Below are 25,985 nucleotides of genomic sequence, written 5' to 3'. Positions count from 1 at the left end.
AGGTGGATCAGTTGAGTTGATCGAGGAAGGAAAGTGCTTCTGCGACATGATCTTTGACTTTAACGGACCGCCATTCCTGAATCAATTCACCGGATTCATTGATTAAAAATGTGGAGCGAACGATTCCATAATATTCCTTACCGTAGTTTTTCTTGAGTTGCCAGACACCATATTGTTCACAGACGCTGTGGTCGACATCCGATAGAAGTTCGAAAGGAAGTTCATATTTCGAGATAAAGTTCTGATGCCGTTTCTGGCTGTCGGCCGAGACACCGAGAATGACCGTATTTTTAGCAGCAAAGGCTTCCGTTGCATCACGGAAATCACAGGCTTCGGTCGTACAGCCCGGTGTAGAATCTTTTGGATAAAAGTAGAGAACGACTTTTTTTCCGCGGTAATCGCTCAACGAAATCAGTTCTCCCTGTGCATTCGGAAGGGTAAAATCAAGTGTGCTCATAGTAGTTCCTCCTTAACCGAGTTCCATGTTTAATTGGTCGGCATATTTTTCAAGCTTCTTTTGCAGGCTTTCCTTTAAGGGGTCAAGGGCAATCAAATATTTTTCAAAATCCGTGCCGGCTTTTGCCGTTCTCAGCAACAAGGCTTGTTCATCCCGATACCATTCCGCATAATCCGAATAATAATCGACGAGAACTTCCGGATTGCCTTCATTGCCAAGCGCTTGACCGTAAATCATCAGGATGTTGCTGTTCATCTCAAGCGCCATATAATCCGTCTGGGCATTGACGCGTGTGAAGACTTCATCCTGTTGATCCTCCTTCGTATTACCGACGGCTTCTGCGGCTTTCGCGTTGACACCGTATTCATCGGCATTAAAGGAATCGAACATCGAGGCGAGCGTCGTAAAGACGGCAGGCTCAAACGTCGTCGGGACGATGACGACTTTCCATTCATCCTCCTGCTTCAGGAACAGCTTTGATGCGCGGTTCGGAAGGGGGGCGCCGTCTTCATCGTCAAACTCGTGAATGATATACGCCACGTCCCCTTCCTGAAAACTTTTGACGACCTTACCCGGTTTGATGTTTAAGTTGTGGGCACCCAGCATGGCAGGGCGGAGTAATTTTTCATCTCCTGTATATTCAACCCGGGCAAGGGCTTTGGCGTCAGCCGCACCGGACTGCCCGACGGTTTGTTGGTACGTCTTGTAGACATCGAGGACGTCTTGACTTGCCTGTTTCGTTTGTTTCGTTTCCGTTGACTTCGGGGATTCAGTATCAGTAGACGGAGCAGAATCGTTTCCACATCCGACGAGGATGATACTCGTTGACGCTAATATCGTCAGCAATCGTTTCATTTTCGGTTCCTCCTAATGAAAAACATCAATACTTTGTGTCTTCACCATACAGGAAATTCGCTTTTTTGAGTAGGGAATAGGTACACTAAACTAAAGGAGAGTGGGTTCAAGATGAAAATTCACGTAACAGACGAAGCATTACAATACTTCAAAGAAGAGATGGAAGCGAAAGAAGGCGATACGATCCGTTTCTTCGCAAAATACGGCGGTTCAACCGATCTGACGCAAGGATTCTCAGTCGGAGTGCATATGGAAGCGGTAGACCGGGCGGCGGTCGAAGAAGTCGTCGACGGAATTCATTTTGTCGTATCGGATCAGGATGACTGGCTGTTCCAGGGGCAGGACGTGCAAGTATCCGTCCAAAACGAAGAGATTGTCTTTTCCCAAGCGAAACAATAAGTGGCAAATGAAGGGGACCAAATCGGTCTGCTTCATTTTTTTTGTCTAGAATAATTGTAAGCGGCGACATGCTTCTGTACAATGGAGAATGTAAGCGATTAAAAGCAAGTATAAAGGGGGAATAGAGATGATTCCGTACAAACACGAACCATTCACGGACTTCTCACAAGAAGCAAACAAGAAAGCGTTCGAAGAGGCGCTTGAACTTGTATCAAAAGAGCTTGGCAAGGATTATCCACTCGTCATCGGGGGAGAACGTGTGACGACAGAAGATAAGATCGTTTCTGTCAATCCGGCAAACAAAGAAGAAATCGTCGGACGCGTCTCAAAAGCAACACAGGCACACGCTGAAGATGCGATGCAAGCGGCAGTCAAAGCATTTGAGACGTGGAAATTCGTTAATCCGAGTGTTCGTGCGGACGTCTTATTCAAAGCTGCGAACATCATCCGTAAACGGAAACATGAATTCTCAGCCTATCTTGTCAAAGAAGCAGGTAAACCATGGAACGAAGCCGATGCCGATACGGCAGAAGCGATCGACTTCCTGGAGTACTATGCACGTCAAATGCTTATCTTAAAAGAAGGTAAAAAAGTTGAAAGCCGTCCAGGCGAATACAACCGGTACGACTACATTCCACTTGGTGTCGGTGTCATCATCTCACCATGGAACTTCCCGCTTGCGATCATGGCAGGAACAGCGGTTGCTGCGATCGTGGCAGGTAACCCGATTCTCTTGAAACCTGCATCAACGACACCGGTCGTCGCTGCAAAATTCGTTGAAGTGATGGAGCAGGCGGGTCTTCCGGCTGGCGTCTTGAACTTCATCCCGGGACCAGGCGCAGAAGTCGGCGACTACCTTGTTGATCATCCGAAAACACGTTTCATCAGCTTCACGGGTTCACGTGATGTCGGACTCCGCATCAACGAACGGGCTTCGAAATTGAATGACGGTCAAATCTGGCTCAAACGTGTCATCGCGGAAATGGGCGGGAAAGATACGATGGTCATCGATGAGTCAGCAGACCTTGATTATGCAGCAGACATGATCACAAAAGCGGCGTTTGGTTTCTCTGGCCAAAAATGTTCAGCTTGTTCACGTGTCGTCGCACTCGATTCAATCTATGATGAATTGCTTGCGAAAGTCGTCGAGAACACAAACAAACTCAGCATCGGGAACCCGGTTGATGTGACGAACAACGTCGGACCTGTCATCGATGCAGCGGCTTTCAAAAAAATCACGTCATACTTTGACGTCGCCAAACAAGAAGGACGGATCGCAGCTGGTGGTACGGCAGACGATTCGACAGGTTACTTCGTTGCTCCGACGATCGTCGCGGACGTTCAACCAACGGACCGTCTGATGCAAGAAGAAATCTTCGGACCTGTCGTTGCCTTCACAAAAGCAAAAGACTTCAAGGAAGCGATCGACATCGCGAACAACACGGAATACGGGTTGACGGGTGCGGTCATCACACAAGACCGGACGAACCAGGAGTATGCACGTGCGAACTTCCACGTCGGTAACCTCTACTTCAACCGTGGCTGTACGGGCGCAATTGTTGGCTACCAACCGTTTGGTGGGTTCAACATGTCGGGAACGGATTCAAAAGCAGGTGGACCGGATTACTTGACACTCCATCTTCAAGCAAAAACTACTTCTGAAATGTTCTAAAATGGTGTTTAATAGATGAAACGGGTATGCAACCTGCATATCCGTTTTTTTTTTTTAGAAAAGGGGGAGCAAAGGATGAACGGAATGTGGTTCGCGATTTTGTTGTATCTAGGTTTGATGGTCACATTAGGGGTCGTCGCGTATTACCGAACCAAAAACATGAACGATTATATGCTTGGAGGACGGACGATCGGACCTGTCGTCACAGCATTGTCCGCGGGGGCAAGCGACATGAGTGGGTGGCTGTTGATGGGATTACCCGGCGCGATGTTTGCAACTGGTCTGTCCAGTGGTTGGATCGTCATCGGCTTATTACTCGGGGCTTATGCCAACTGGTTACTTGTTGCACCACGTCTGCGTGCTTATACTGCCCACGCCGGGGACGCCATCACGATTCCCGACTACTTTGAAAAACGATTCCACGATAAAAGTGGTGTCTTGCGTACAGTTTCAGCTGGAGTTATCTTAATATTCTTTATAATGTACGCGTCAAGTGGTTTTGTGGCCGGTGGCCGTTTGTTTGAATCCGTATTTGGGTTAGAGTACACGACCGGTCTTTGGATTCTGGCTGCCGTCGTCATCGGCTATGTCTTCCTCGGCGGATTCCTCGCGGTCAGTTGGACGGACGTCGTCCAAGGAATGATCATGGTCATCGCCTTGTTGATCGTTCCAGCCGTTACGCTGGCGCTCAGCGGTGGGATCAATGAGACGCTTGAGACAATCCGTTCGACAGACGGTTCGAAACTCGAGTTGTTCAAAGGGCAGACTGTGATTGGTATCGTCTCTTTGCTGGCCTGGGGACTCGGTTATTTTGGTCAGCCACACATCATCGTCCGTTTTATGGCGATTCGTAACCTTCACGAGATGAAAACAGCTCGTCGGGTCGGGATGATTTGGATGACGTTTTCAATCGTCGGAGCGATGATTACGGGATTGTTCGGGTATGCTTACTTTACACAACAAGGTGGCACGCTCAACAATCCGGAGAACGTCTTTATTCAATTGTCGCGCGATCTCTTCCCAGGGTTCGTGACCGGTTTGTTACTCGCAGCGTTACTTGCAGCGATCATGTCGACCATCTCAACGCAATTGCTCGTCTCGTCGAGTGCCGCAACAAACGATTTCTATCAACGTTTCCTGAAACGAAATGCATCGGATAAAGAGTTGATGGTCATGGGACGCGTCATGGTCCTTGTCGTCGCACTCCTTGCGATTGCTTTATCGTTTGGTGCTCAGAAATCGATTCTGACACTCGTGGGTTATGCCTGGGCTGGATTCGGAGCGGCCTTTGGACCGGTCGTCTTGTTCAGTTTATTATGGCGTCGGATGAATAAAACAGGAGCTCTTGCTTCGATGGTGACGGGATCCGTCGTCGTCATTGCCTGGATTCTAGTCAAACTGTATGTCAAAGACTTACCGTTTTATATTTCGGAGATGTACGAGATGATTCCAGCCTTCCTTGCGTCAACGGTGGCGCTCGTCGTCGGTAGTCTGTTGACGAAAGCGCCAAGTCAAGCAATTTATGATGAGTTTGATGAAGTACAAGCTCAACTGAAGGGTACTGAACCGGAGCGAAAGGTTGTCTGATTGAACTGAAAATGAAATGATTCAGTGGTTGTTCTCTATGGAGAGCAACCACTCTTTTTTATCGAAGGATCAAGGAAAGAAACGTAAGATCATTGATTCATGATTAAACAATATTTTTTGCGGCAAGATATATTAATTATTTTGGGATAAAGTTGGCTCATCACCATAACACGTGGTTGCTATTTTAACGACCAAGCTCAAGGCGCAATCTCAAAAAGAATCGTTCGAGGTTTCGGTAGCCATAACCACGACGTTTAATGAGCTTAATCTTATTGTTCGTCCCTTCCATTTTCCCATTCGATAGTGTCGATACAATGGTTTGACGCATCGCTTCTTCACGGCCACGAATCGCTTTCGCGATTTTCGCAAGAGGTCCGCATGGATGAAATTGATAACGTTCCAGCCAGTCTTTCAGTCTTCGGCATGCCTGCCCGTCGCACGTTGCTTTCAACACATATCGAATATGTTGGAGTCCTTGATAAAGATCCCGGGTAAACGAGTCTTCTAGAATACAAGAATGGGCGACCTCTCGATCTTCAAGAGCCAATGCTTCCGGACGACAAGCGAGAGCACGATCAATCACACGAACATGATGATGGCGTCTTGCCTCGTTCAAAAAACGACGCCGGCGGCGAAGAGCATCCGTAAAGAACTGGATGAGATGAAAACGATCCAGCACATGCGCTGCATTCGGGAAGACACGAGTAGTTGCCTTCGCCATCGCAGGTGCAAAATCACTGACGACAGAACGAACATCTCCCAGTACACCTTGAAGCGCAGCCGTAATCGCCGATACGTCCCGGCCCGGGACGATAGACAGAAGACGTCCAGTCTTGGCATCAAGAACGATCGTCGCATAGTGGTGTCCTTTTCTCGTGGCGAACTCATCGACGAGGATGTGTGTCGCCTGTCCCACTGTATCCACTGAAGCGTACTGATAAAACCACCGTTCCACAGTCGTATAAGGAAGTTCATATTCATGCGCAACATCTGAAATTGTCCGGCCATGGCACCGTTCTGTGATGCCTTTTCGGAACACTTCGGTAGAAGTACGGACGAGTCCGAGACCGTAGTCATATACGAACGTCAAATCACAAGAGAGGCATCTTTGACGTGGGACATCCAGTTCGATCCACAAGGCACCGACTCCCCACGCATGACCGTGTCGAAAACGACGACGCTTTTTCGAATGCAGGATGGTCTTTTTTTCGCATAGCGGACAAGGGATTTCATGTGTATCAGGAATGACAGGAAATACGTGCGGTTCTTCATCGGACGACATCTGGATTTGAAAAAGGGCTGGAAGCGGAAGAATTAATTTGATAAACTGTTGGGACAAGGCGAAAACTCCAATCGTGGTTTGTCTAGACAACAATTACGATACCGGGGTTTTCGCTTTTTTTCTATGTTCGATTTAAAATCCGATGGATTTTATGTGTCAACCACACCTTATGGTGATGAGCCATAAAGTTACAATTATTTTTAGAGATGGGAGGCGGAACGATTGGATTCGATCATAAAAAGAAAAGTCAAGGAAGCGACGTATTTGACTGCGGAGAAAGCATGGAGCTACCGACCGATTCTTCGTTATTTTTACATACAGCATGAACGGATGCGGGAGTTTTTATTTCCGGAAGAAATACTCGATTATTTAACACAACATGAGGGATTCCAAGAGTATACACTTGAAATGGTACAGCAGGATTTAGAGTCACTTACGAAATGGGGGAATCTCATCGCGAGTCAAGATCATCGTAAGGCAAAAACGATCGAAGAGTATAAAAAGAAAAATGCTCGATATCAGTGTACGCCTTATACAGTTGAATTTGAGCGGATGATGATAAATCTTGAACAGATGGGCGATACGTTTGGCGGATCACTCGAGAAGACTCAATTCGAACGTTTGTATCAAGTCCTTCTGAAGATTGAGCAATCAGAAAAGCAATCAGCTGAGGAGTCAGCTCAGTTATGGGAAGACGCCATGACGTATTTCCGGCAAATTACCCGAAATACTTCAGATTACATTGCTTATATCCATAGTGAGAAAGTCGCGGAAAAAATGAAGACGGAAGCATTTCTCGTCTACAAGGACCGTTTCACGATCTATTTACGTGACTTCATCGTCGGTTTACAGCGGACGTCCAATCAAATTCAGGAATTGCTGACGGAGTTTTCGAATGACCGGTTGCAACAATTCTTCGAGAAGGTCGTCCTTCATCAACGACAGACGTTTCGCGTCGAGGCAGAGGAAAGAGACGTCTTGAGGGAGCATCAAGAAAAGTGGCAAAACCTGAAGGAATGGTTTTTAGGATCAGCCTATGGAGAAAGTGAATTCGAACGCCTGCAGGAACGGACGAATGAGGCGATTCGACGAATTACACGGGTCGTACAACGGATGAGTGAACGACATCAACAATTTCGGAGTCGTCGGCGCGATTATGAACATTTGGCTAAGTGGTTCGAGCGTTTAGCTTCGATTGAGGAAGCGCATGAACTTTCATCTGTCGTATTCGGTATTTTTCATACAAAACACTTAGTAGGGGATGCGATACCAACCGACGATCTATATACGGATATTTGGGAAGAACATCCGATCGAACATATCGTGAATGAACGGACAGTTCCAACACGGGATACGAATAAAGCAGCAGCAATCATCGATCGAAGAGAAGAGATTCAAGCGGTTCAACGAGAACATCTGCTGCAACTTGGTCGTCAACGTCAAGTCATCGAACAGTATATGGATGAGCGGTGGTTGCGTATCAAGCAGTTGCCTGTCATCGAGCCATTCGTACGTAAACTGCTACTGAACTGGGTCGGAAAAGCGATGTTGCACGAAGATCACTTGGTACAGACGGAATTCGGAAGGACGGTCCGGGTGACGATTCAAAAAGAACGTGTCATCTTGCGCTCTACCGATGGCGACCTTGAAATGCCAGACGTCCATTATGAATTTTTGGGAAAGAGAGGTGGAACTGATGCAACAAGATGAGCGGATGGAAGAAGCACTCGGAATTTTATTTGAGCAGTTTTGGGTGTTACGTACCGATGAACCGCTGGTCTATCATCGCCTACGTGAACAGGAACATCAGTTGAAGCGTTATGTTTCGGAGAAATTCGGCTTTGATTTGATCGTTCATCAGCATTTCATCAAGCTTGAGAAAATCCCTGTCGATCCAAAAGTATGGATGGGAATCAAATCTTTCGTTGAGCCGATGGATTACGCAATCTTTTGTTGTGCACTGGCATTTACGGAAGGGAAATCAACGGATGAACAGTTTTTACTGACGCATCTAACCGAAGAAATCGAAGAGATGTACCCTGGTGAACTTCCGATCGACTGGACGAATTATCAGCACCGGAAATCACTCGTACGGGCATTAAAGCAACTGGATGCGTTGAAATTGATTCGAACAGTTGATGGAGAAATCGATGCCTTTGCGATGAATGATACGGAGGAAGTGCTTTATGAGGTAAGTGTTCACGCACGTTATTTCATGCGTTCATATCCGGAAGACTTGTTTCAGTATGATGCGATTGACGCGATTCTTTCGAGCGAATGGTCACGACAAAAAGAAGACGAAAGACGGAAACGGGTTTATCGGAAATTGATGTTATCACCGGTCGTCTATCGTGAAGGGAAGGACGACCTGGACTTCGCTTACATCCGAAACTTTCGGAATCGCCTTGTTGATGAGTTTGAGCGATATACACCGTTTCGATTAGAAGTGTTCAAAAATGCAGCGCTTCTTGTCTTACCGGAAGCCAAACAGCGCTATACGTTGTTTCCGGATAAGAAGGGGATTTCTACGGTTGCTTTGCATCTGGCGACGAGTCTGCGGCAAGAAGCGATTGTTCCTGATGAGATGGGACAGATACGGATGACATTGTTTGAGTTCCATGCGCTGATTGAGCGGACAAAACACGAACATGATGCGAAGTGGTCCAAACAGTACCGCGAAAGTACGCCACGTGTGATTGCGAAGGAATTGATCCAGTTACTACAAAACTGGGAACTTGGAAAAATCGAAGATGAATCGGAGACGGTCGTCATTCATTCCGGATTTGGACGAATGATCGGTACATGAAGGTAAAGGAGATGAAAGAAATGAGAGCTATGAATCGCTGGCAAATGAATCGTGCAGGATTGCTGAACTTTTGGTATTACACAGAACAAATCTTTGATCTTTCGGACGGTAAGATGTTACTTCGCGGAAGTAATGGATCGGGAAAGTCTGTTACGATGCAAAGTTTCCTACCAATTTTACTAGACGGTAAGAAGTCACCAGACCGTCTTGATCCATTTGGTTCACGTGCAAGGAAGATGGAAGATTATCTGTTAGGTGAAAAAGAAATTTCAAACCGGGAAGAACGGACCGGCTATTTATTTCTTGAATACAAACGAACAGACTCGGAACAATATGTGACGACCGGCATCGGTTTACAGGCAAAGCGCGGAAAACCGATGAAGTTTTGGGGATTCGTCATTACGGATAATCGCCGGATTGGTGAAGACATCACGCTATATAAAAAAAGTCGCCAAGGTGAGGCGGAACAAAAAATTCCTTATTCCCGAATTGAACTCGAACGCATGATAGGGGAAGGCGGTCGGGTTGTTCAGACGCAAGGGGAATATATGCAACTCGTAAATAAACACGTCTTTGGTTTTGAGACGATGGAAGCGTACGAAGAACTGATTAAACTGTTGATCCAGTTAAGAAGTCCTAAATTATCTAAGGACTTTCGTCCGACGGTCATCTATGAAATTTTAGAAGCTTCTTTGCCGGCATTGTCCGATGAAGATTTACGTCACCTATCGGATACGATCGAGCATATGGATCAGACAAAACAGCAACTCGAACAGTTAAGCAGAGAAAAAGAAGCACTTACTCGACTAAGCAAAGGGTATGACGTCTATTCGGAACGACAGTTGGCAGACATGTCTCAAGAATATGAACTGGCGAAAGGGCAATCGATAGAGGAGACAGAAAAGCAGAATCTCCTTCTCGAACGCATCGTACACCACGAGCAGCAAGTCACGCATGCAACCTCTGAAAAAAGTAGGTTTCACTTGAAAAAGGAGACGTTAGAGCGACAGCAACAACGCTTACAGGCACATAAAGTATGGAGTCTAGAAGCAGAGCGAAAACGAGAACAAGACAAAAAGCAGAAGCTTGAACAAAAAATTGAGCAACAAGAGCAAAAACAGGAACGAACGCGTCAAAAGATGCAGACGTTCAAAAAAAGATTGGATGAAGAACAGATCATGCTACGCAAGACTTCAAGTGATATCGAGGATGGGTTGTTCCACCTTGAAGAAGAGGCAGAAATGGCTTCGTTTCAGCGACATGCACTCAATATGGCGGACTACGAACGACAGGAGAAAGCATTTGATTTTATGGTTTGGCAAAATGAAGTGGCGGCACACATCTCACGGTTGAATGATGGTGTCGAACACGTGCGCGACTTCGAAGAAATAAAAGTACGGCTTCAACTGAAACAAAAAGAATTGGCGCAAGAAGAGCAATTATTTGATCAAAAGAAGCGTGAACACGATGATTGGCAAAAGACGTTTGATCAAGAGTTAGAAACCTATATCGCGGACATCCACGTGTGGTTACAACAACATGATTCATTCTCGGTAGATGAAAAAAGTATTCAGTATATCGAACGAACATTACGCAACGAGTATGGGACTGATACGATGGAGAACATCCGCCGACACATCCGACCAGCGATTTCTAATTTTCAGAACCAGATCCGTGATGAGGTCGCGGATAACAAATCGAGACGCGACACGCTTCTTCAACAACTGACAGTTAAGGAAAACGAACTGCAGACATGGAGACAAGAAATCGATCCTGAACCACCTCTTCATCCGAATACGAAACAAGCGCGTGAATCGATGCATGAACAGAACATTCCAGTCGTCCCGTTTTATTCCGTAGTGGATTTCAAGTCGGGGATATCTGACGAAATCAAATGTCGAATCGAGGCTGCGTTAGGTGATAGTGGTATGTTGGATGCGCTGATCACGGATATACCGGTCGTACACGATCGCGCTTTGAAGGCGCATCCGCATGAAATGGCGTATACATTAGCTGATTATTTGAAACCCGTCTCAAATGAGCATGTCGCTGTCGGAAAAATCGATGAGATCCTTCGAAGTATTCTGATCGATGCCGGTGAAACGATGATAACCGAGGACGGAATCTACAGAATTGGTATGTTGACAGGACATGCCGTCGGAATTGAGTACGTCCGTTATATTGGACGCGAGGCACGAAAGAAGTACCGTGAAAAGCTGATGACCGATCTGCGTAACGAGATGGATGAATTATCAAACGAACGATTGTTGGTCGAGCAAGAGATAGAGCGCTTGCTACAGCAACTTCAGGATTCCGAGGAAGCATGGAATGATTTCCCGCTGGACCGAGAATTACGAACAATCCAGGAATCTATCTGGGAAACAAAAAAAGAGATGGAAGGGCTAAAACGTCAAGCGGAACGGATGAATGAAGTACTCAAAACATTGAATGAACGATTCAGCAAATTGCGACACATCGTTTTAGAGGAAGCACGCTTTTACGGTATCGAAGCAACGAGCCAAGCGTTTAGAACCACGCTCCAGCATGCATACTCCTACAAAGATGATCTTCGAGAACTCAAGCAGTTGCAACGACAGTTCCTGCAGATGGAGCGTACGTTGGAACAGATCCAGCTGGATTTACACGAGACAGAGCAGGATCTCGATGAACAGACAGGAGAACTGTATCAACTTGAGGCAGAACACGAACAGGTACAGGAACTGATTCAACAAATCGAACAACAACTGCAACAAGAAAATGCCGAGAACATCCGTCAGCAAATCCAAGACGTCCAAGAACAGTTGAGGGGCGTAGAAAAAGACTTGGAGAACATAACGATCTTAGCGACGACACATGAGACACAACTCGTGGTCGATCAAAAAGAACGATTGCGTCAAGAACCAATCCAATTATTTCATCAATGCTTACATCAGGCGTGGGAAGAAGTGTTACACGAACTCTTTCACCAAGCAGAGACGGACGGTAGACCGGAAGAGATGCAGTTCGTAGAATGGACCGAGAGTCTCTCGGCGCGATATGGTCATCGATTGAACATCACTCGATCGAAAGCGGATGAACTATTATCTAAAACGTTCTACGAATTACAGAGCGACTTAATGGAGTACCGAATGCGAGATTACACGGAAGAGCGTCGTCTGCCAGAGTGGATGCAGGAAAGCGAAGAAAACTTCCGGCACGAAGTGGAGACGTTCAAGCAAAAAACAACCCGTCGTGTAATCACGCTCGATTTGAGAGGACAACAGGTCAATCCACGTCTAGTCAAACAAACGGTTGAAGAAGAATACACACGACAACAACGCATATTGAATGAAGATGATCGCGAACTCTACGAAGAGATTCTCTTCAAGTCAGTCGGGTCCAAATTACGTAGTCGGATTCGTCGGGCAGAAAAATGGACGACACAAATGAATCAAATCATGGAAAATCGGAATATCTCATCCGGTATCACATTCTCGATCAAATGGAAGCCACGAACAGCTGAGGCAGAGGATGAGCTGGATACGAAAGATCTCGTCGCCATCTTGAAGCAAGATGTTCGGTTGATGAAGGACGAGGATTATGAGCGGATCACGACCCATTTCCGTTCCCGAATCAATCGTGCGCAACGTTTGATGAAAGAAGAAGGCGCGGGGCAAACACTGTTGCAAATTTTGAAAGAAGTATTGGATTACCGGAAATGGTTCTCCTTCATTTTGTATCATGAACGAACGAATGAACCGAAGACGGAGCTGACGAACAATAAATTCGACAAGTTCAGTGGTGGTGAAAAGGCGCTTGCCATGTATATCCCATTATTCACGGCCTGTTATTCCCGATATCAAGAGGCGGCAGATACGGCGCCATATATCATTTCGCTTGATGAAGCGTTTGCGGGTGTCGATGAGAACAACATTCGTGAGATGTTCGAAGTCGTCAAACAACTCGATTTTGATTTCATTATGAACTCACAAATCCTTTGGGGCGACTATGACACGATCGATCATTTATCAGTCTACGAATTATTACGTCCTCAAAATGCAGATTACGTAGGTGTATTGAAGTATTACTGGAACGGTAAACAACGGGTCTTGATGGATGAGTGATCGGAAGATGGAAGAAGCATTACACTACTTTCAGCAAGCGAATAATTTCGAACGCCTCTTTCAACAGTTCCGAAAAAAATATTCGTCTTATGGAAGAGTTGGAGGAAGTATATCGATTCAGACCTTTCCTCCGGAGGATCAACAGGCCATCGCACTTTTCTTAAGTGAAGACGTCGAAGACTTACGACACCGAGGGACAGTGACATTACTTCGCTTCGAACGACGACTGCAACAGTCACGGTTTGAAGGGATCATGCTACCACAATTACTAGAAGCGTATTTTGATGTACCACTTCAGACGAATCATGAAGTTCGCTTTTTGGCGGAGCAACAAAAACGTCGCAAATGGAGTCGTCTAAGGAGCGCGTATCCGGAATTGATATATTGGTTTAATCATCTCGAAAGAAAAACACCCGATACGTTGATCGTGCATCGAACAAGTGACCTTCCTCGTTTTGAGCAATTGTGCGAGCAATTAGAGAGACTTGATCAATCACTCCCTTTCGAATATGAACGTATTCCACTTTATGCGCAGCGCATCACTGGAGATCCACATGCACTGGATCGTGATACAGAACTCGGTAAATTGTTCATCCACTTACTTCACGTTAAAGACGGTCGATCCGGTGCGCCTTTGATGGATTCGGAAAATCTTAATGAACTGTATCTTCGTTTTCATTTGTTGCGAGACGACGTTCTGAATTTCGTGACATGTACGAATCTATTGGCTGATACGGATGGCGTACAGCATGAAATGTGGGAAGGGGCAGCTACTAGACGCAGCGTACTCAATGTTCCGATACGCGAACTTTTAAAGGTTGACCGGATTTACGGCGAAAAGCGAACGGTGTGGATCGTTGAGAACTCAGGAGTCTTCTCTGAGCTGCTCGATTTCCTACCTGATATGCAACTCGTATGTACGCACGGTCAATTTAAATTAGCCGCTTATCGGTTACTCGATCATCTCGTTGCATCCGGTCATCACTTACGATACGCAGGAGATTTGGATCCGGAAGGACTTCAAATGGCGGCTCGGCTCAAATTACGATATGGTGATCGCTTAACATACTGGTGTCTAGACGAATCAGCATACCTTCACTCTAAATCAGGTGTCCTACTATCTAATGAACGGCTTGCAAAGCTTAATTCCATACAAGATGGAGTGTTAGAAGGTGTCGTGGAGCATATGCGAGCTGAAAAACGAGCGGGGTATCAAGAAGCATTACTTGCTAGAATGATAGACGAATATCAAATGGTTCAACTGAATTTTGATGACAAGAACTAACAGAAAATAAAGGTAGTAGCTAATGCAAGATCTTACTTCTATCTTTTTGTTCGAGTTCTCCGTTTAGGTATGCATGCATCTGTAGAATAAAGAGTAACGCAGTTCATTTTAATTTGAATATTCAGATTTTTTGTTTTGCTTCTCGACAGCTTGGGTAATTCATAACTAGAAGCTTTCTGCCCGGAAGCTTTGCTACCCCCATAAGGACGATGGTGCGGACCTCCCCCCGATGCACCATCGTCTTTTTTGTCTGGACAAAAAGTGCTATGATTAGAAATAGTGTAAAATATATTGAAAAAGTTCCGGAGGTGGAATCAGATGGCCAAGATTAATGAAGAACAAGTCCGCCATGTGGCGCATTTAGCACGTCTCGCCGTAACAGATGAAGAAGTCCAACAATTTACCGTTCAACTCGAGAAGATTCTTGGGTTCGCTGAACAATTAAATGAACTCGATACGACAGGCGTCGAACCGACGACCCACGTCCTCGATTTAAAAAACGTCTTGCGAAAAGACGAAGTACGCCCATCACTTCCGCGCACGGAAGTAGAACGACTCGCACCTGATTGGGAAGACGGACAAGTCCGTGTCCCAGCAGTGTTCGAATAAGGAGGAGACCACCGTTATGTCACTTTTTGAACATGGTGTCAAACAACTGCACACACTCGTCAAGGATGGCGAAGTTAAGGTTTCTGAACTTGTCCAGGAATCATTTGACCGGATTGACCGCATCGATGGAAAAATCGGAGCGTTTCTGTCTCTGAACGAAGATGCTTTCGAACAAGCGAAACGAATGGACGAAATTGCAAAACATGAAGCGAGCCCGCTGTTCGGTTTGCCGATTGGTGTGAAGGATAACATCGTCACAAAAGGCATGACGACGACGTGTGGTTCGAAGTTCCTTGAAAACTTCGTCCCCGCACACGACGCAACAGTCGTCGAACGTCTACATGAAGCAGGAGCTGTGACGATCGGAAAACTGAACATGGATGAGTTTGCAATGGGATCGTCAAATGAAAATTCGGCCTATAAACCCGTTCGCAACCCGTGGAACACGAAACACGTCCCAGGCGGCTCGTCCGGTGGTTCAGCCGCTGCTGTCGCAGCAGGAGAAGTCTTGTTCAGCTTAGGTTCAGATACAGGCGGTTCAATCCGTCAGCCGGCTGCATACTGTGGCGTCGTCGGTTTAAAACCGACATATGGTCTCGTCTCACGTTTTGGACTCGTTGCCTTCGCCTCGTCACTCGACCAAATCGGACCGTTGACGCGGACCGTCGAAGATAACGCCTACTTGCTCAGCGCGATCGGCGGTCATTGTGAGATGGATTCGACGTCAGCAAACGTCACTCCGACCGATTATACACAAGCGTTGACAGGAGATATCAAGGGCTTGAAGATTGCCGTTCCGAAAGAGTATTTCGGAGAAGGAATCAGTGAAGGCGTCAAAGACAACATCCGTACAGCGATCAAGAAACTGGAATCGCTTGGCGCGACGGTCGACGAAGTATCGCTGCCGAACTCGAAATATGCCCTCGCGACGTATTACTTACTCGCTTCTTCGGAAGCCTCGTCGAACCTAGCTCGTTTTGACGGAATCCGTTATGGTGTCCGTGCCGAGGCAGACGCGCTAGAAGACGTCTTCAAGTATTCGCGCGCACAAGGTTTTGGCGATGAGGTCAAACGCCGGATCATGCTCGGGACATACGCCCTCAGCTCAGGATATTACGATGCGTACTATAAAAAGGCCCAACAAGCGCGGACGTTGATCAAACAAGATTTCGACAACGTACTCGCAAACTATGATGTCATCATCGGACCAACTGCACCGACGCCAGCGTTTGAGCTTGGTGCTCAAAATGATGATCCGGTCACGATGTATGCCAATGATATTTTGACGATTCCAATCAACTTGGCTGGTGTTCCGGCGATTTCGGTTCCAGCTGGTTTTGTTGATGGATTACCGGTCGGTCTACAAATCATCGGAAAACACTTTGACGAGGCGACGATTTACCGTGCTGCGCATGCATTTGAGCTTGCGACAGGTGGATTCGCGCTTCCGAAGTTATAAGGGAGAGTCCAATATGAACTTTGAAACGGTCATCGGTATTGAGGTCCATGCCGAATTAAATACAAATACGAAGATGTTTTGTGGCTGTGCCCGCGAATACGGGGCAGAAACAAATACAAAAACATGCCCGATCTGTCTCGGACACCCAGGTGTCCTGCCGAAAATCAATGAAAAAGCAGTCGAACTCGCGGTTCGTGCAGCGATGGCACTCAACTGTCATGTCGCGGATCAAACGAAATTCGACCGGAAAAACTATTTTTATCCGGATACACCAAAGGCCTATCAGATTTCTCAGTTCGATCAGCCGATCGGTTTTGACGGCTACATCGATGCGGAAGTCGACGGCGAAACAAAACGTTTCCGGATCGAACGCGTCCACCTCGAAGAAGATGCCGGAAAGATGAACCACACGGGTGCCAATCATTCGGTCGTCGACTTCAACCGGACCGGTGCACCGTTGATCGAAATCGTCAGTGAAGCGGATATGCGGTCACCAAAAGAAGCGGTTGCCTATCTCGAACGGCTAAAAGAAGTCCTGCAATACGCAGGTGTCTCGGACGTCAAGATGGAAGAGGGCTCGTTACGGTGTGACTGCAACATCTCTGTCCGTCCATACGGTCAAGAAAAGTTCGGCACAAAAACCGAACTCAAAAACTTGAACTCGTTTGGGAATGTCCTGAAAGGTCTTGAGTATGAAGAAGACCGTCACCGTAAATTGTTATTATCCGGCGGCGTCATGCGCCAAGAGACGTTACGTTTTGACGAAACGAAAAAACAAACGGTCTTGATGCGTGTCAAAGAAGGAGCGTCCGATTATCGTTACTTCCCGGAACCGGATCTCGTGAAGCTTGTCCTCGATCATGACTGGAAAGAAGCGATCCGTGCCGGGATTCCAGAATTACCGGACGCACGTCGTGTCCGGTATCAGGAAGCGCTTGGCTTGTCCGCGTATGATGCGAAACAATTGACGGTCACACGTGAGATGGCTGAGTACTTCGAAGCGACGATTGCAGCGGGTGCGGAACCGAAAGCAGCAGCTAACTGGACGGTTGGTGAAGTTCAAGGTCACTTGAACAAATCATCAGAGACGTTTGAAACGATCAAGCTGACGCCGACCCGTCTGGCAGCGATGATCGAATTGATCGCCGGCGGCACGATTTCGTCGAAAATCGCGAAACAAGTCTTCACGGCAGTCATCGAACAAGGTGTCGAACCGCGTGCCTATGTCGAAGAACAAGGACTTGCTCAGATTTCGGATGAAGGATTGTTACGAGGATTGATTGTCGAGATGTTCGAAGCAAATCCAGCCGTCGTCGAAGAACTCGTCAACGGACGTGACCGGAAAAAAGGATTCATCATCGGTCAAATCATGAAGAAAACAAAAGGGATGGCGAACCCGGCCCTCCTCGATCAACTGTTCTATGAGGAATTAGAAAAATTACAATAAGTCATCCAGAAGTGACTGTTTCTCGCCTGGCATCAAGGTGAAGAAGCAGTCGTTTCTTTTTTTTGCCTTTGTAATGTGGCAGAACTTCATGTAAAATAAAACAGTTATGTATCAAATGGATCGGTTGAGTAAAAAAGGAGAAAATCTTATGAGACCTAGAGCGCGAGTGATTTATAACCCGACTTCCGGGAAAGAGATGGTAAAGCGTAATCTGCCGTATATCTTAGACCGGCTGGAAGCAGCGGGTTATGAGACTTCCGTCTATTCGACGAAAGCGATCGGTGACGCGACGTATGAAGCAGCACGGGCCTGTGAAGCCGAATTTGACCTTGTCGTTGCTGCAGGTGGAGACGGTACGTTAAACGAAGTGATCAGCGGGATGGCATCGTATACGGTTCGTCCGAAGTTAGGTGTCTTGCCAGTCGGAACAACAAATGATTTTGGGCGGGCCATGCGAATTCCGCTGACGATTGAAGGCGCGATGGACGTCATCTGTACGGGTTATACGATGCCGGTCGACATCGGCAAGATCGAAGGGACGACAGGAACGCATTACTTCATCAACATCGCAGGCGGCGGGATCATGACCGAACTATCGTACGAAGTCCCGTCAAAACTCAAGACGGCGCTCGGACAGTTGGCGTATTACGTCAAAGGGATGGAAAAGCTCCCACAAATCCGTCCGACGTATGTCGAGTTGGAACATGAACGTGGCATCTTTAAAGGCGAAGTCATGCTCTTTTTGACATCGAACACGAATTCCGTAGGTGGGTTCGAGAAACTTTCGCCGAATGCTTCCCTCAATGATGGACGTTTTGATTTATTCATTTTGAAAAAATGTAATCTCGTCGAGTTAATCCGCGTGATGCGTTTGGCGTTAAAGGGAGATCATTTCTCTGATCCATGTATTGAACATGTGACGACGTCATTCGTCCGGATGAAAAATACATCCGAGATGAGCCTGAACATCGATGGTGAGTTCGGTGGAATCTGTGAAGGTGAGATGACGAATCTTCGGTCGCATTTTGAAGTCATGACGCCGAAGTTCCGGATCGACGAGATGGAAACGATCAATTTACAGCTACAGGCACAAGAACAGGAAACGAATCTCGCGTAAAGCGCGGGATTTTCTAGGAGGAAAACAATATGATTCCAGTACAAAAAAACGATGAGCACGTCGTCGATATCGTCGACTTGACGCACGACGGTTCAGGGGTTGCCCGAATTGACGGCTACACAGTCTTCATTCCCGGTGCCTTGCCGACGGAACAAGTCAAAATCAGAATCACGAAAACGACGAAATCATATGGTTTTGGACGGATTATCCGTCAAAAGACAAAGAGTGTCGATCGTGTCGAGCCACCATGTCCGGTCTATAACCAGTGTGGCGGCTGCCAACTGCAACACCTGTCATACGAGGCGGAACTCCAGTTCAAACACAATCGTGTCCGTGACGCGTTTGCCCGTCTTGCTGGTCTTGAGATTCCGGTCCACGAAACGATGGGCATGGAAGATCCGTGGGGTTACCGTAACAAGGCACAAGTGCCTGTCGCGTTCCAATCGAACAAGTTAATGGCTGGTTTTTATCAAAAACGGAGTCATCGCATCATCGATATGGATTATTGTTTGATCCAGAACAAAGAAAATGACGAAGCGATTCAAGCTGTTCGCAAAGTCTTGGCAGATCTTAAAGTACCTGCTTACGACGAAAAGAAAAACAGCGGTGTCATCCGCCATATCATGGCACGTCACGGCTACCATACAAACGAATTGATGATCGTCCTCGTGACGAAAGTCAAACAGTTACGTGGTGTCGATAAAATCGTCGAAGGTATCTTAAAAGCGGTCCCGAATGTCACTTCGATCCAGCACAACATCAATCCGGATGAGACGAACGTCATCTTAGGAAAACGGAACATCGTCTTACACGGACCATCTGTCATCCGCGATCAAATCGCCGGATTGACGTATGAAATCTCACCGCATTCGTTCTTCCAGGTCAATCCGTTACAAACGGAAAAATTATACGGAAAAGCGCTCGAGTACGCACAATTGACAGGCGATGAAATCGTCGTTGACGCATACTGCGGCATCGGTTCGATTTCGTTATCCCTGGCACAACAAGCAAAACACGTCTATGGCATCGAAATGGTCCCGCAAGCCATCGATGACGCACGTCGGAACGCGAAAGCCAACGGAATCGACAACGTTTCGTTTGAATATGGAACAGCTGAAACGGTCATGCCGGCGCTCGTCAAAAACGGGATCAAACCGGATGTCATCGTCGTTGACCCACCACGTAAAGGCTGTGACGAAGAATTCTTGCGTGCTGCTGCTGAAGTCGCACCAAAACGTATCGTCTATGTCTCATGTAACGCTTCGACGCAGGCGCGTGACGCGAAGTTGCTTGTTGAGCTTGGTTACAAACTGATGGAAGTCACACCGGTCGATATGTTCCCGCATACGACGCATGTCGAGAGTGTTGCGTTGTTCGTTCGTGAAGAAAACTAAGTAATCTTAAGTTAAGAAAAAACGAGATCTCCTTTTCCGTAAAAGCGGACAAGTGGATCTCGTTTTTTGGTTAGAATGGAATGAGTTTACCGGGTCTGAGGTGGGAAAAGAGCATCGATGACCCGTTGACTGGCTTTCCCGTCGTCCAAGCTGCAAAATCGCTCTTGAAATACTTTGTATTTATCCGCGTATTGTTTGGAGTTTGCCGTGATGTCTGTGATATAGTCGATCACCTGATTACTTTCTTTTAACAAGGGTCCGGGAACGACTGCTTCAAAATCAAAGTAGAATCCACGTAAGACAGACGCGTACCTCTCCAAATCATACGTAAAGAACAGCATTGGTCGATTCAAGTGGGCATAATCAAAAAACACGGAGGAGTAATCTGTGATCAGAAGATCGCTGATGAGATAAAGTTCGGCAATGTCGCCGTATGATGAGACGTCATACGCAAAACCGGCATAAGCATCGAGATCCAGATGTTCAGCAATCAGATAATGCATCCGCAACAACACGATATAGTCCTGACCGAGACGTTCCTGCATCTGTTGTAAATCAAGTTGAAGGTTAAACCGGTATTGGCCTTTCGTCACGAACTCGTCGTCGCGCCAGGTCGGTGCATATAAAATGACTTTTTTGTTCGCCGGCACGTCCAATTTCCGCTTGATCGTCTCTGCCTGTTGATCCCGATCAGGAGCATATAAGAGATCATTTCGCGGATACCCACTTTCCAACAGCGTGCCGCTGAAACCAAAGGCACGCTTGAAAATCTCGCTCGAGTAGGTATTCGGTGAGAGCAGATAGTCCCACTCCTGTGCCTGTTGATAAAAATTCTTTTTGTATTGTTCTGTAGTCGTCCCTGCCATATGGACTTCTTCCATATCAAGACCGAGTCGTTTCAAAGGTGTCCCATGCCACGTCTGCAGGTACGTCGTTGTTCGCCGTTTCTTTAAGCTGAGTGGCTGACGGGTGTTGAAAATCCAGTACCGTGCGCGTGCCATGCAGTAATAATACTTAGGACTATTGCGTAAGACCCAGTCCGGGCAGGACGCTTTGACGTCAGCGGTCGGTTCCTTCGCAAAGATCCAGACGAGTTTCAACTCCGGATGCTGCTCGCGGAGCTTTAGATACAGTGCTTTCGGATTGTCAGAATACCCGCGTCCTAAAAAGCTTTCGAATACAACAAGATTTTTTTGGATCGGAAGCTTCTGGAACAGGCGGTATAAAAGCAATCCTTTATGAATTTTCTTACGGCGAACCTTAGTAAGTAGCTGTGTCATGTCATACTCCTTCTAAAAAATAAACTTAAAAATGATGTTGTCTATAGTGGGTCGGTGTCTCACCGGTCGTCTGTTTAAAGGCTTGGCTAAAATGACTTTGACTCGAGAAGTGTAATTTTTTAGAAATCGTCAATAACGAATCATCCGTCGAACGTAACAAGCGTTTCGCTTCCCGGATCCGCTCTCGAATCACGTAACGGGCGAGTGGCAGTCCGGTCTCTTCTTTGAAGAGGACGGATAAGTAATTCGATGAGACATGAATTTCTCGACTGATCGACGACACCGATAACGGATCATACAGATGTTGCTGAATGTAACGGATGGCAGCCAGAACATGCGGCGAATGCCGTAACTCCTGAATCTGTTTGACAGCTTCGGCAAAGCTGACCGTAATCCGGACATGGCGGTTCCGGAGCTCCGAAATACTTTGTGCCGCTTCGATGGATTCAATCATCCGGTCACTGAGCATAAATGCTTCATCCGGTTCAAGACCACCTGTAATGGCCGCACGGGCACTCAACAAAACGGTACCGAGCAAAAGATTTTTTTCGGCACGTAAGGGTTGATGACGTGCCAGTGAGCCGAATTCTCCGTAAGCGGGCAGGGAATAGGTCGTCGCAAGCCGTTCGCTTTGTCCGGATGCAATCCATTCAATGATTTGTTGTTCCCGTTCCCATGCCTTGATGTAGGCGGTCGAAGTGGTATGCGAAGGAACATCCGCAATGAGTGGGATTTCTTGATCGACGACTTCCGATTCGACCCGGATATCACGTGCGACTAACTGTTGACCGGTTAACAGCCGGTAAACGAGATGTGCACAATCAATCAGACGATTTTCCGTCGTTCGCGTCAACGATTTATAAAACTGATGAAACGTTTCCTCTTGAATATGTGCCCGAAACAAGGCAGACTGCAACAAAACCGGACCAATCCGGTATTGACCTTGATCGAGGACAGGGATGAACAGATAAGCTGTTCCGTCCTTTAAAGTGTATAACAATGGAGTGATTTCCGGAGGCGGCCAATTCTGCTCGATCGTCAATTGGCTCGGATGGACGGGCGGAACTGGCTGGATGTCCAATCCTTCTCCTGTCGCAGATCGATAGGAGACAAAAAAGCCTGTCGTTCCATAAAGGTGTTCTGCCGTTTGGATTAAGTCGTCTTTTTTAAGGGACATCTTCGATTTCTCCTCTCCTATAAACGTGTTGTTTTCAGTTTACGTCGTGTCTAACCGATTGTATAGCAAGAATCGATTGAAAAACAGGACACCCGTTACCGAAGGAAATCGGTAACGGGTGTCCTGTTCGTCGGTTACTGCTTAGACGGTTCAGCAGGATGAGAAGCTTCTTGTAGCGAGATGTCCTCTTCTAAAACAGAGGAATCCTCCGAAACGGTTTCAGCACTGAGATTGACCTCGACGAGGGAAGAAGCGGCTACTTCCTGTTGCGAAACAGGAGAGGACTCATTCGTTTCCTCGAAAAGAGTATCTTCTTCATCTGTCGTTTCCTCATCGATCTGGAAATCGATCGTCAAGGCATGGAGTTCCGTCGCAATTTGAGCCAGATGGACGGCAGCCGTCGTGACCGCTTCAATCGTCGCATTCGTTTCCTGAATGCTCGAGGCACTTGTTTCGATCCCGGCAGCATTTTCTTCCGCCAAGGCGAGGATCGTTCCCATCGCGTCCGAAACGTCTTCTGTCGCTGTCGCCAAAGCACCGATATCGCCCGTCAAAGATTCAGTCCGTTTGGAGACATGCTGGACGGAACCTGCGATCTGTTCGAAATCGACGCCGGTCGTCTTGACCGATTCGAGTGATTGTTTCAGATCATCCATGACACCATTCATGGCCGCCATCGCAGTGTGGGTTTCGTGTTGGATGTTACCGAGTAACTGCTTGATTTGTTTGGCGGAATGATCACTTTCTTCTGCGAGCTTCCGGACTTCACTGGCGACGACGGCGAAGCCACGCCCTTGTTCGCCGACCCGGGCCGCTTCAATCGCTGCATTTAATGCAAGCAGGTTCGTCTGGCTCGAGATGGCCTGTAAGGTGCCAAGGATTTTCCCGATTTCATCCGAACGTTTTCCGAGAAAATCAGAGGTGTTCTGGATTTCCTGTTCAAGTGAATCGGAGTGTTGTAATAAATCCGTGATCGTTTGTTTGGTTAAGGCACTGCCACGTGTCGCAGCTTCGGCGACGGAAGCGACTTCTGTCAAGGTTTGTGTCGCAGCCGCTTGCATCGCGACAGAGCGTTCCTTCACACCATAGACAGCATGGGAAGAGCGTTCCGCTTGTTTGGTTTGTGTCTCGCCGGCAGCCGCGATTTCTTCCATCGTCTGTCCGATTTGGACGGAAGCCTTTTGAACATGTGTCGCATTGGATGATAAATCTTGTGACGCATCACGGACAGTGCCGGCAGAATAGGTCATCGCCGTAATCGTTTGGCGGAGTTTATGGCGCATCGCGTCAAAATTTTCACCGAGGTCAGATAACTCATCCCGGATCCATCGTTTGTCACGACGTGTCGTTCGTAAGTCGCCGCTTGCGATGGCTAATGCTTCATTGCGGAGACCGGACAACGGACGGTTAATCGAGCGACCGATCAGCCAAGCAATTAACGTCGCGAGCGCAATCGCAATGACGAAGTTGATCAAGGACTGCTTGAGCATCGCGTCTTTTGGTGCATATAACGAGGCATAGTCGAGAACGACTGCTAATTTAAAACCGGTCTTCGAAGAGAGTTGCCAGATGACGACTGATTTTTTACCGGCGACATCCATGATGGCAGAACCGGATTCTTGATTGATCATTTGTTTCGGAGCCTCAAAATACGGTTTACCGTTTTCGCGTAGCTGATCGACCTTTTTGAAGAAATGATTTTTATTCGGATGGGTGACGATTTGACCGTCCTTCGTATAACTAAAGACGAAACCGTCTTGACCGATCTCGATTCGTTTCATGTCTTCTGATAATCGATCGACACTTTTATAGACCGACAACACTCCTTTGATGTTAGCCTGATCGTCTAGCGTCGCTTTGGAAAAGCCGATGACGGATAACTTGGTTGCTTCATCGTAATATGGTTCGCTCATCGCGACAGTACTGGAGTTTTCAAGTGCTTGCTTGTACCAGACTTCCTTTCGGGGATCGTAACCCGACGCCGCGTCCTGTTTCGGCCAGTTCAAATAGCCACCTTTTACATCGGCATATTGAATGAATGAATTTTCGATTTTCGACGAACCGTACTTTTCGAGCACACTGTAGATATCTTTTGCTTTTTGGGAAGGTAGTTCGGTCGATGTGGATGTTTCACTTGTTTCTATGTAATTCGGTAGTTGACCATCGGCACGATTGAAGGGAAGACCAGCCAGCAAGGTCGTATCTTTTTTGGTGTCGTCGATGATACGGGAAAACGATTGTTCGAGTTGTTTCAAGGCTGTCTGAGAAGTCGAGTCGACGAGCCGTTCGACGGTCTGACTCGTCTGGTCGTAAGAAAACCAGGTCGAGACGCCTAATGTGAGGGCAGGTAATAAAATAAGTCCAATAAAAAGCCGACGTGTGATCGGAAGACGCATGTGTAATTCTCCTATCTTTTGAAATAGTCTTTAAAATCTGTCTATTCTGATTATCGGAAGGGTAGTACTAAATATGAAGGAATTGTGGGGAGATTTTCATGATTTGGGAACTGAACGTAACCAGAGTTCATGATAAAATAGGAGAGGTGTCACAGAGTGGCTAGGGAGGAAGAAGAAATGAACATTGCGTTTTTCTTATTACCAAAAGATGAAGTCAAATACTTAGATCCGGAGTCAACGGTCAGACAAGCGTTGGAAAAGATGAAACATCATCGTTTCACATCGGTCCCACTCGTTGACGATAAAGGAAAATATGCAGGAACCCTGACGGAAGGGGATGTCTTGTGGGCGCTCGAAAAAAATCTCGAACATGCGGACTATGATCATGTGTTACAGACACGATTGACGGATATCAAACAACGTGTCCGTTACAAGCCGGTCTCGATTACGGCGCAGATGGAAGAGATGATTGAAGTCATCACCGATCAAAATTTCGTGCCTGTCATCGATGATGGAAAACACTTCATCGGTATCATTCGTCGGCGGGATATCATCGATTATTTTGCTAAAAAAGTCGCACGGGAGAACGTCCAATACTAAAATCTAGTATGAAAAGCACTTATTTTCACGAAAAGTGAGGATTAGTGCTTTTTATTGACC

At 46.9% G+C, this 25,985-nt stretch carries 19 protein-coding genes; 13 read left to right on the top strand and 6 right to left on the bottom strand.

All coding sequences use genetic code 11. The annotated features are described in order from the left end of the window. Nucleotides 1-7 precede the first annotated feature (7 nt). Together bcp and P404_RS0105305 are read right to left on the bottom strand one after the other, a co-directional pair. Nucleotides 8-457, bottom strand: a complete 450-nt coding sequence (bcp, locus tag P404_RS0105310; protein ID WP_014971278.1) for a thioredoxin-dependent thiol peroxidase — start codon at nt 455-457, stop codon at nt 8-10. Nucleotides 458-469: 12 nt separating this feature from the next. Further along, nucleotides 470-1,312 (bottom strand): hypothetical protein, encoded by an 843-nt coding sequence (locus P404_RS0105305; protein ID WP_026830167.1) that lies wholly within the window; start codon nt 1,310-1,312, stop codon nt 470-472. A 111-nt stretch (nt 1,313-1,423) separates the two neighbouring features. Here P404_RS0105305 and P404_RS0105300 point away from each other — a divergent pair, with 111 nt between their 5' ends. From P404_RS0105300 to putP, 3 genes are all read left to right on the top strand, one after another. Beyond that, nucleotides 1,424-1,711 (top strand): HesB/YadR/YfhF family protein, encoded by a 288-nt coding sequence (locus tag P404_RS0105300; RefSeq protein ID WP_014971276.1) that lies wholly within the window; start codon nt 1,424-1,426, stop codon nt 1,709-1,711. Nucleotides 1,712-1,838: 127 nt separating this feature from the next. Beyond that, on the top strand, nt 1,839-3,383 hold the full coding sequence (gene pruA, locus P404_RS0105295) for an L-glutamate gamma-semialdehyde dehydrogenase (RefSeq protein WP_014971275.1): 1,545 nt from the start codon (nt 1,839-1,841) through the stop codon (nt 3,381-3,383). A gap of 75 nt (nt 3,384-3,458) precedes the next feature. Next, nucleotides 3,459-4,970: a sodium/proline symporter PutP gene (putP, locus tag P404_RS0105290; protein WP_034774051.1), complete on the top strand. Its 1,512-nt coding sequence runs from the start codon at nt 3,459-3,461 to the stop codon at nt 4,968-4,970. Between the two features lie 184 nt (nt 4,971-5,154). Here the strand turns inward: putP and P404_RS0105285 are convergent, their stop codons facing one another. Further along, nucleotides 5,155-6,309: an ISL3 family transposase gene (locus tag P404_RS0105285; RefSeq protein ID WP_034774026.1), complete on the bottom strand. Its 1,155-nt coding sequence runs from the start codon at nt 6,307-6,309 to the stop codon at nt 5,155-5,157. A gap of 165 nt (nt 6,310-6,474) precedes the next feature. On the opposite strand from P404_RS0105285, the gene P404_RS0105280 reads away from it, so the two are divergent. The 9 genes from P404_RS0105280 to rlmD all read left to right on the top strand — a co-directional run bounded on the left by P404_RS0105280 (nt 6,475) and on the right by rlmD (nt 20,472). After that, entirely contained in the window at nt 6,475-7,962 is a 1,488-nt protein-coding gene (locus tag P404_RS0105280) for a TIGR02677 family protein (protein ID WP_026830165.1), read from the top strand. Next, entirely contained in the window at nt 7,949-9,058 is a 1,110-nt protein-coding gene (locus P404_RS17355) for a TIGR02678 family protein (RefSeq protein WP_051590461.1), read from the top strand. The genes P404_RS0105280 and P404_RS17355 overlap by 14 nt, the downstream gene beginning before the upstream one ends. 29 nt (nt 9,059-9,087) lie before the next feature. Then, complete coding sequence (locus P404_RS0105270; RefSeq protein WP_034774274.1) at nt 9,088-13,161, top strand: TIGR02680 family protein; 4,074 nt, start codon at nt 9,088-9,090, stop codon at nt 13,159-13,161. A 7-nt stretch (nt 13,162-13,168) separates the two neighbouring features. Continuing rightward, nucleotides 13,169-14,446, top strand: a complete 1,278-nt coding sequence (locus tag P404_RS0105265) for a TIGR02679 domain-containing protein (protein WP_160166513.1) — start codon at nt 13,169-13,171, stop codon at nt 14,444-14,446. A gap of 318 nt (nt 14,447-14,764) precedes the next feature. Beyond that, nucleotides 14,765-15,055, top strand: coding sequence for an Asp-tRNA(Asn)/Glu-tRNA(Gln) amidotransferase subunit GatC (gatC, locus tag P404_RS0105260; RefSeq protein WP_014971273.1), 291 nt, complete (start codon nt 14,765-14,767; stop codon nt 15,053-15,055). Nucleotides 15,056-15,071: 16 nt separating this feature from the next. Further along, a complete protein-coding gene (gatA, locus tag P404_RS0105255; RefSeq protein WP_026830162.1) occupies nt 15,072-16,514 on the top strand; it encodes an Asp-tRNA(Asn)/Glu-tRNA(Gln) amidotransferase subunit GatA in 1,443 nt (480 codons plus the stop codon). Nucleotides 16,515-16,527: 13 nt separating this feature from the next. Further along, nucleotides 16,528-17,961, top strand: coding sequence for an Asp-tRNA(Asn)/Glu-tRNA(Gln) amidotransferase subunit GatB (gene gatB, locus P404_RS0105250; RefSeq protein ID WP_026830161.1), 1,434 nt, complete (start codon nt 16,528-16,530; stop codon nt 17,959-17,961). 148 nt (nt 17,962-18,109) lie between these two features. Further along, nucleotides 18,110-19,078 carry a diacylglycerol kinase gene (locus P404_RS0105245; RefSeq protein WP_026830160.1) on the top strand — a complete coding sequence of 323 codons (969 nt, stop codon included), beginning with the start codon at nt 18,110-18,112 and terminating at the stop codon, nt 19,076-19,078. 29 nt (nt 19,079-19,107) lie between these two features. Further along, the gene (rlmD, locus tag P404_RS0105240) at nt 19,108-20,472 is read left to right on the top strand and encodes a 23S rRNA (uracil(1939)-C(5))-methyltransferase RlmD (RefSeq protein WP_014971269.1); all 1,365 of its coding nucleotides are present in this window, start codon (nt 19,108-19,110) and stop codon (nt 20,470-20,472) included. Between the two features lie 86 nt (nt 20,473-20,558). Here rlmD and P404_RS0105235 read toward each other — a convergent pair whose 3' ends face one another. From P404_RS0105235 to P404_RS0105225, 3 genes are all read right to left on the bottom strand, one after another. Beyond that, complete coding sequence (locus tag P404_RS0105235) at nt 20,559-21,752, bottom strand: CDP-glycerol glycerophosphotransferase family protein (RefSeq protein ID WP_026830159.1); 1,194 nt, start codon at nt 21,750-21,752, stop codon at nt 20,559-20,561. A 25-nt stretch (nt 21,753-21,777) separates the two neighbouring features. Beyond that, nucleotides 21,778-22,929, bottom strand: a complete 1,152-nt coding sequence (locus tag P404_RS0105230) for a helix-turn-helix domain-containing protein (protein WP_026830158.1) — start codon at nt 22,927-22,929, stop codon at nt 21,778-21,780. 134 nt (nt 22,930-23,063) lie between these two features. Next, a complete protein-coding gene (locus P404_RS0105225) occupies nt 23,064-25,325 on the bottom strand; it encodes a methyl-accepting chemotaxis protein (protein WP_014971265.1) in 2,262 nt (753 codons plus the stop codon). 177 nt (nt 25,326-25,502) lie between these two features. On the opposite strand from P404_RS0105225, the gene P404_RS0105220 reads away from it, so the two are divergent. After that, nucleotides 25,503-25,925 carry a CBS domain-containing protein gene (locus tag P404_RS0105220; protein WP_012371366.1) on the top strand — a complete coding sequence of 141 codons (423 nt, stop codon included), beginning with the start codon at nt 25,503-25,505 and terminating at the stop codon, nt 25,923-25,925. Nucleotides 25,926-25,985 lie beyond the last annotated feature (60 nt).

The sequence above is a fragment of the Exiguobacterium antarcticum DSM 14480 genome, from assembly GCF_000685865.1.
Lineage (GTDB): Bacteria > Bacillota > Bacilli > Exiguobacteriales > Exiguobacteriaceae > Exiguobacterium_A > Exiguobacterium_A antarcticum.
Note: the sequence above shows the minus strand (reverse complement) of the source record. Positions and strands in the feature narration are given on the sequence as shown.

Bases quoted from the DNA above. Each gene is read 5' to 3' on its own strand.
- bcp (WP_014971278.1), bottom strand. From the start codon at position 457: ATGAGCACACTTGATTTTACCCTTCCGAATGCACAGGGAGAACTGATT.
- P404_RS0105305 (WP_026830167.1), bottom strand. From the start codon at position 1,312: ATGAAACGATTGCTGACGATATTAGCGTCAACGAGTATCATCCTCGTC.
- P404_RS0105300 (WP_014971276.1), top strand. From the start codon at position 1,424: ATGAAAATTCACGTAACAGACGAAGCATTACAATACTTCAAAGAAGAG.
- pruA (WP_014971275.1), top strand. From the start codon at position 1,839: ATGATTCCGTACAAACACGAACCATTCACGGACTTCTCACAAGAAGCA.
- putP (WP_034774051.1), top strand. From the start codon at position 3,459: ATGAACGGAATGTGGTTCGCGATTTTGTTGTATCTAGGTTTGATGGTC.
- P404_RS17355 (WP_051590461.1), top strand. From the start codon at position 7,949: ATGCAACAAGATGAGCGGATGGAAGAAGCACTCGGAATTTTATTTGAG.
- P404_RS0105270 (WP_034774274.1), top strand. From the start codon at position 9,088: ATGAATCGCTGGCAAATGAATCGTGCAGGATTGCTGAACTTTTGGTAT.
- P404_RS0105265 (WP_160166513.1), top strand. From the start codon at position 13,169: ATGGAAGAAGCATTACACTACTTTCAGCAAGCGAATAATTTCGAACGC.
- gatC (WP_014971273.1), top strand. From the start codon at position 14,765: ATGGCCAAGATTAATGAAGAACAAGTCCGCCATGTGGCGCATTTAGCA.
- gatA (WP_026830162.1), top strand. From the start codon at position 15,072: ATGTCACTTTTTGAACATGGTGTCAAACAACTGCACACACTCGTCAAG.
- gatB (WP_026830161.1), top strand. From the start codon at position 16,528: ATGAACTTTGAAACGGTCATCGGTATTGAGGTCCATGCCGAATTAAAT.
- P404_RS0105245 (WP_026830160.1), top strand. From the start codon at position 18,110: ATGAGACCTAGAGCGCGAGTGATTTATAACCCGACTTCCGGGAAAGAG.
- rlmD (WP_014971269.1), top strand. From the start codon at position 19,108: ATGATTCCAGTACAAAAAAACGATGAGCACGTCGTCGATATCGTCGAC.
- P404_RS0105235 (WP_026830159.1), bottom strand. From the start codon at position 21,752: ATGACACAGCTACTTACTAAGGTTCGCCGTAAGAAAATTCATAAAGGA.
- P404_RS0105230 (WP_026830158.1), bottom strand. From the start codon at position 22,929: ATGTCCCTTAAAAAAGACGACTTAATCCAAACGGCAGAACACCTTTAT.
- P404_RS0105225 (WP_014971265.1), bottom strand. From the start codon at position 25,325: ATGCGTCTTCCGATCACACGTCGGCTTTTTATTGGACTTATTTTATTA.
- P404_RS0105220 (WP_012371366.1), top strand. From the start codon at position 25,503: ATGAACATTGCGTTTTTCTTATTACCAAAAGATGAAGTCAAATACTTA.